The sequence below is a fragment of the Acinetobacter sp. USHLN143 genome (genome assembly GCF_037145695.1).
GTDB classification, from domain to species: Bacteria; Pseudomonadota; Gammaproteobacteria; order Pseudomonadales; family Moraxellaceae; genus Acinetobacter; species Acinetobacter fasciculus.
On record NZ_JBBCWZ010000124.1, the window covers coordinates 1 to 4,791 of the forward strand.

A 4,791-nucleotide genomic window follows, 5' to 3' on the forward strand; every position below is an offset into this window, starting at 1 on the left:
TAAATGGGTAATGTACAAGTTGCTGTAGAAGCATGTTTAATTCGTCTGATCACAGATACTTTATAAAGTATTTTAATACTTTTTTGAATCCGTCAATGCGTAAGTCCTATCATATATGAAGCGTGACGCTATTGTGCCGAAATTCACCTGAATAAGAAATCTATAAATCATCCTGAATGTTTAATCTGCACCCAGCCATTTCAATGGATGTTGCATGAAAGCCACCATAGCGTTGCAGATTTGGAATTGCTGGGCTGATTCGCCCTTTGCTAAGGTGCATCCATCTTTGAGGGCAATCGAAAATCACATGGAAAAAGTACAATATTACACGCGCACGGTACAATGGTTGCACTGGATCATGGCAGTTATCTTTATTGCGGCCTGGCTGATTGGTTTTTATAGTGGGAATTTTTTAAGTTATGAAGTCGATGGCAGCTTTAAAGGCGATGTCATCACCCTGCATAAAAATATCGCCACCACCATTATTTTCCTGTTGGTTGTGCGAATTTTCTGGCGTTATACCCACCCTGCCCCTGAACTACCGGACACTATGTCACCCCGGATGAAAACTTTGGCACATGCAGGTCATCTGGCTTTGTATTTTATGCTGATTGCCCTACCTGTCACCGGCTGTTTATATAGCTGGAGTCTGGGCTATCCAGCACCAGTGCTATATTTATTTAACCTGCCGGCACTGATTTCAGAAAATCCGGCTGTAACCGCGATCGTAAAACCCCTGCATATCTGGCTTTCCTGGGCAGTTGGCTTACTTTTAGTTGGACATATTTTCGCAGCACTGAAACATCATTTTATCGATAAAGATCATGTACTCAACAGCATGACCCGACAATCCAAATCTTCTAAAAAATAATCTGCAAAACCACACTCAATCAGCTTTCATTGCAAAGCTGATTTTATTTTAAGAACTCGGTCATGCAGCCTTTCAGACTGTTTGCAATAGCCTGTTGCGTGAGTTTTGACTTTACTTCTTCATCCAGAGTCGCTTTCAGTAAAGTGCTTGCCGGAATATCCTTGAGTGCATGCTCACCTACACATGAACAGACATTTTGCTCAAGTTCAGCTTTATTTTTGTCCTGCATAAAATAGGTCGAGGCAGTCCAGAATTTAGATGCTTTCAATTCTTTTGCACATTGGTATTCAATCACGGGTTTTAAAGTACGCTGTGTCAAAGTCATATCTGCATTTGAGCAGGCAGATATCAACACGCTACTGATGAGTAGAATTACATGTTTCAACTTCATATCCATTTATAAAAAACAAAGGCAGAGCGTACCCTGCCTGTTATCTAAAAACTTAAACCAGGGCACGGATCTGGTTGATCCATTGCTCTTTATCAGCATCGGTAATAAAAGAAGCTTCAAATGAGTTGATGGCCAACTGCTTCAATTCCTCGTTGCTTAAATCCAGTGCTTCAGCAATGGCAATAAAATTGTCATTCATATAACCACCAAAATAAGATGGATCATCTGAATTGACCGTGACATGCACACCTTGCTGTAAGAGGCGACGGATATTATGCTGCTGCATATCATCCACGACGCAGAGTTTCAGGTTTGACAATGGGCAAACCGTCAGTGGCATCTTTTCTGCGATCAGGCGCTGCATTAACGCCGGATCCTCTTCCGAACGTACACCATGATCAATACGATTTACTTTCAGCAAATCTAAAGCTTCCCAGACATAGGCTGCCGGGCCTTCCTCACCTGCATGTGCTACAACCAAGAAACCTGCTTCACGCGCTTTAGCAAAGACACGTTCAAACTTTGAAGGTGGATGCCCGACTTCACTTGAGTCCAAACCGACTGCAATAATCTGGTCTTTATAAGGTAAGGCCTGTTCCAATGTTGCAAATGCAGCATCTTCACTTAAATGACGCAAGAAGCACATAATCAGATGTGAACTGATACCAAGTTTAGTTTTGGCATCATCACAGGCTTTTTGCAAGCCGTTGATCACGGTTGCAAAAGCAACGCCACGATCGGTATGGGTCTGTGGATCAAAGAACATTTCAATATGCACGACCCGGTCTTCAGCACATTTCTCAAAATACGCCCAGGCCAGATCATAAAAATCCTGTTCATGAATCAATACAGTAGCACCAGCATAATAAATATCCAGGAAGGACTGAAGATTATGAAAGTTATAGGCCTGTTTAACTTCTTCAACAGATTTATACGGGATGGCAATTTTATTACGCTGAGCGATCGCAAACATTAGCTCAGGCTCAAAAGTGCCCTCAATATGAACATGAAGCTCGGCTTTTGGCAAAGCTCGAATCAACTCAAGACGGTTCATCGCTTCTCCTCATGAAACCTAAAATAATAAAAAAAGGGTGCAAACTGAGTTTACACCCTTTCCAAATCTAGAAAAATTAGCCGCCAAATAGTGCGAATTTAAGCGTCCATAGTACTGCAACAATCCAGACCATATACGGTACAGTTGATGCCTTACCGGTTAACAATTTGATCAGTGCATAGCTAATGAAGCCCATCGCAATACCATCCGCAATCGAATAGGTAAATGGCATAAATACAATGGTTAAAAATGCAGGGACTGCTTCTGTAATGTCTTCCCAGTCAATATGCACGATACCTTGAATCATTAAGACACCGACAAATAACAGCGCTGGCGCGGTTGCAAAGCTTGGTACAGACTGTGCCAATGGTGCCAGGAACAAACAGGCAACAAACAGGATACCGACTACGACGGCAGTTAGACCTGTACGGCCACCGGCTGCTACGCCTGCAGAAGATTCAATGTATGGTGTAGTCGATGAGGTACCTAAAGCTGCACCTGCAACAATTGCAGAAGAGTCAGCAAAAAGTGCTTTTTTCAAACGCGGCAGTTTGCCATCTTTCAACAAGCCTGCACGGTGTGAAACACCTACGAGCGTACCGGTTGAGTCAAACAGATCAACCAGAAAGAAGACAAAAATCACGCCAATTAAACTGGCAGTGAACAGACCTTCAAAGCTCATTTGCATAAATGTGGGTGCAATCGATGGCACTGCGCCAACCACACCTTTAAATTCACTCAGACCCAATGCTGCTGAAATACCGGTTAACACCAAAATACTGATGATGATCGCACCACGCACTTTAAAGTGATGCATCACAACAACCAGAAGGAAACCAAATAATGCAAGTAAAACCGATGGTTGTTTTAAATCACCCAAACCTACCAATGTAGCGGGATTATCCACAATCAGGCCGGCATTTTTCAAAGCAATCAGCGCAAGGAATAAGCCAATACCACCACCGATGGCCAGTTTCAGCGACATTGGAATCGCATTGACAATGGCTTCACGGATTTTGAATATGCTGATCGCAATAAACACAAGACCGGAGATAAACACAGCCCCAAGTGCTGTTTGCCAAGGCACACCCATTCCCAAACATACGGAATAGGTAAAGAAGGCATTCAAGCCCATGCCTGGTGCAAGTGCAATTGGATAATTTGCAATCAAGCCCATGACTAAACAGCCAATCGCGGCTGCAAGACAGGTTGCTACAAAGACAGCCCCATGATCCATCCCCGTTTCGGACAAAATCATCGGATTGACAATAATGATGTAACACATCGTTAAGAATGTTGTCACACCGGCAAGAACTTCTGTACGGAAACTGGTTTTGTTTTCACTCAGTTTAAACAGACGTTCAAGCATACTTTCTGAAGATGGATTAGGAGTCGTCATGACCTAGCCCCTATTGAGTAAACTTTATGCTTTAAGCAAGCCGTCAAATAAATGAAATTTTATAAAAAAATTCATCAATTTTAAGGATGTGTTAGCAACGAATATGCCAGCATAGCCATTTGACGGGTTAAAATGTTGGAACAGCTTACAGCCCCAGGGCTATGCTATAAAAACCCAAAAAAAATCTAAACAAAAAAGCTGCATAACCTTTATGCAGCTTTATTTTCTCGATTTAAATCAAATGCTTAACAAGATGAATTCTGCTTCATCCTGATCGTTGGCAAATTATAACACATTGATTTCTTATTGCTTATTTGATTTTACACTTTATTAGAAATTAATATATTCCAGGTGAATATTTAAAAAATTTTATTATATTTATTATGTTTTTAATTTTACTAATCCAGCCCAATTGGCGGGAGGAAGGTAGTACAAGCTGCTTAATGTCGATGCCGATTGGATTCCAGCAATTTGCTTGAATCACGTCCATCGTTCAAGACATGACGGATCTTTTCATATTTTCTGATTTCGGACTGTTTATGGACACAAAATCCTAATAAACTGATCATTAAGGCAAAAACAGGGATAGCATATATTTTCATTTTTATTATGCTGCTTTGTAACACTATGCAATTATGCTAACAAAAAACCTAACAAACTTGTGACATAGTTTACATTTAACCCGATAGAAGGCATTTATTTATCCTCTAAATATTAATTTTATGTCGTTTTATTTATTAATACTTAATTAATTTATAATTCTTTTTTCAAAAAATCGATCCTATTAAAAATCCTTTTAAAAAAAACTAAATAATTGAATTTAATATATTTTTTAAACCACCTAAAAGAAGTTTATTCAAAATTAAGATATGGAGATAAATGAAATCTAACCTATTCAATAGAAATTATTTCGATTTATTTTATCGGCCTTTTCCAAGAATGCTCAACTTTAATTTTTAGAATAAAATAGATCTCTTGCGAAAGTCGTTATTGCAAGTTCATCCGGTTTACCAGTGCAGCGATTAAGTTAATGCGTAAACCGAATCTTTTCCGTCTATTTCGATAGCGTTCACTTA

The 4,791-nt window shown here is 39.9% G+C and carries 4 protein-coding genes; 1 reads left to right on the forward strand and 3 read right to left on the reverse strand.

Annotated features, from left to right (window positions below; all coding sequences use genetic code 11):
• Positions 1-307: 307 nt before the first annotated feature.
• Positions 308-871 (forward strand): cytochrome b, encoded by a 564-nt coding sequence (locus WFH18_RS16805; protein WP_004278975.1) that lies wholly within the window; start codon positions 308-310, stop codon positions 869-871.
• A gap of 43 nt (positions 872-914) precedes the next feature.
• Here WFH18_RS16805 and WFH18_RS16810 read toward each other — a convergent pair whose 3' ends face one another.
• The 3 genes from WFH18_RS16810 to WFH18_RS16820 form a co-directional block, all read right to left on the reverse strand.
• Positions 915-1,268: a hypothetical protein gene (locus tag WFH18_RS16810; RefSeq protein WP_004278976.1), complete on the reverse strand. Its 354-nt coding sequence runs from the start codon at positions 1,266-1,268 to the stop codon at positions 915-917.
• Positions 1,269-1,314: 46 nt separating this feature from the next.
• Positions 1,315-2,316: an adenosine deaminase gene (locus WFH18_RS16815; protein WP_004278977.1), complete on the reverse strand. Its 1,002-nt coding sequence runs from the start codon at positions 2,314-2,316 to the stop codon at positions 1,315-1,317.
• A gap of 76 nt (positions 2,317-2,392) precedes the next feature.
• Entirely contained in the window at positions 2,393-3,715 is a 1,323-nt protein-coding gene (locus tag WFH18_RS16820) for an NCS2 family permease (RefSeq protein ID WP_004278978.1), read from the reverse strand.
• Positions 3,716-4,791 lie beyond the last annotated feature (1,076 nt).

Excerpts from the sequence above, each read along its gene's own strand:
- WFH18_RS16805 (WP_004278975.1), top strand. The coding sequence starts at position 308 with ATGGAAAAAGTACAATATTACACGCGCACGGTACAATGGTTGCACTGG.
- WFH18_RS16810 (WP_004278976.1), bottom strand. The coding sequence starts at position 1,268 with ATGGATATGAAGTTGAAACATGTAATTCTACTCATCAGTAGCGTGTTG.
- WFH18_RS16815 (WP_004278977.1), bottom strand. The coding sequence starts at position 2,316 with ATGAACCGTCTTGAGTTGATTCGAGCTTTGCCAAAAGCCGAGCTTCAT.
- WFH18_RS16820 (WP_004278978.1), bottom strand. The coding sequence starts at position 3,715 with ATGACGACTCCTAATCCATCTTCAGAAAGTATGCTTGAACGTCTGTTT.